Here is a 971-nt window from a genome sequence, read left to right as displayed (position 1 = left end):
GTGTCGATGAAAAACCACATAAAAGTAAATGGAAAAATCCTTCAAACAAATAAAAAATGGTCACATCTCAAGCGAAAACAAAAAGAACATATTTCTAATTGGTTACGTAGAGAATATACACAGTTTTTAAAAACACATCATAGAAAACCTAGAAAGTATGAACATGATGAGATTCTTCATGAAGTGATGAATCAAATACAGGAACGTGAAATTTGGATTCCATATGGTGAAGTGAAAAAATACTATGTAAGCAACATAGGAAAATGGTTTAGAAAAATAGAAGGTGAATGGGAAATACAAATAGACAACAATGAGAGCCAGCAAGTATTAAAAGAAAAGTAGATACAAATAGGGGGCGTATTTCATGTATAACTTACAAGAAGATATGTATGAACAATTGAAAGAGAAAAAAGGGGAAGTTACTGTATTTTTAAAGAATGGCGTTCCAGTACGTGGGCAGATCCTTGCAACAGATAAATTTACCGTCCTAATGATGGTTCATGGTAAACAACAACTAATCTACAAACAGGCAATCTCTACACTTGCTATGTAATACATACTGTGCCTCACCATACCATTTCGGGAAAATTGTACGTTTAGGCACAACTGTAGTTTTATAAAAAAGCTTGATCATTTAAAACAAAGTTCGATTATTTATAATAAAGTTTGATTAAAATCCTTTGTTTGCAGGATTTTTTTCTTTAACTATCGCGGCAGTTTAGTTGCATAAGGGCGTAGTTTGGTCTAGCTGTGTAATAGATGACTATGTAATGTAAGTGGGATATTCTAGAATAGAAAATATTATAAGATTACTAAAACCAATACTTATAGAGGGAGACTTTCTAATGAATAAATTTCCAATTATAGAAACAGAAAGGTTAATTTTAAAAGAAGTGACACCAGAGGATGCTAACGATATGTATAACTAACAAGAAGATATGTATGAACAATTGAAAGAGAAAAAAGGGGAA

Annotated in this window: 2 protein-coding genes; both read left to right on the top strand. The window is 31.5% G+C overall.

What is annotated here, in order from left to right:
* Positions 1–6: 6 nt before the first annotated feature.
* Positions 7–342: a transposase gene (locus tag AC1DJR_RS31475; RefSeq protein WP_429688673.1), complete on the top strand. Its 336-nt coding sequence runs from the start codon at positions 7–9 to the stop codon at positions 340–342.
* A gap of 22 nt (positions 343–364) precedes the next feature.
* The gene (hfq, locus tag AC1DJR_RS31470) at positions 365–553 is read left to right on the top strand and encodes an RNA chaperone Hfq (RefSeq protein ID WP_002139959.1); all 189 of its coding nucleotides are present in this window, start codon (positions 365–367) and stop codon (positions 551–553) included.
* The last annotated feature ends 418 nt before the right edge of the window (positions 554–971 follow it).

Source organism: Bacillus sp. 05T31, assembly GCF_056396725.1.
This window is presented reverse-complemented; position numbering and strand designations above follow the sequence as displayed.

Bases quoted from the DNA above. Each gene is read 5' to 3' on its own strand.
- hfq (WP_002139959.1), top strand. From the start codon at position 365: ATGTATAACTTACAAGAAGATATGTATGAACAATTGAAAGAGAAAAAA.
- AC1DJR_RS31475 (WP_429688673.1), top strand. From the start codon at position 7: ATGAAAAACCACATAAAAGTAAATGGAAAAATCCTTCAAACAAATAAA.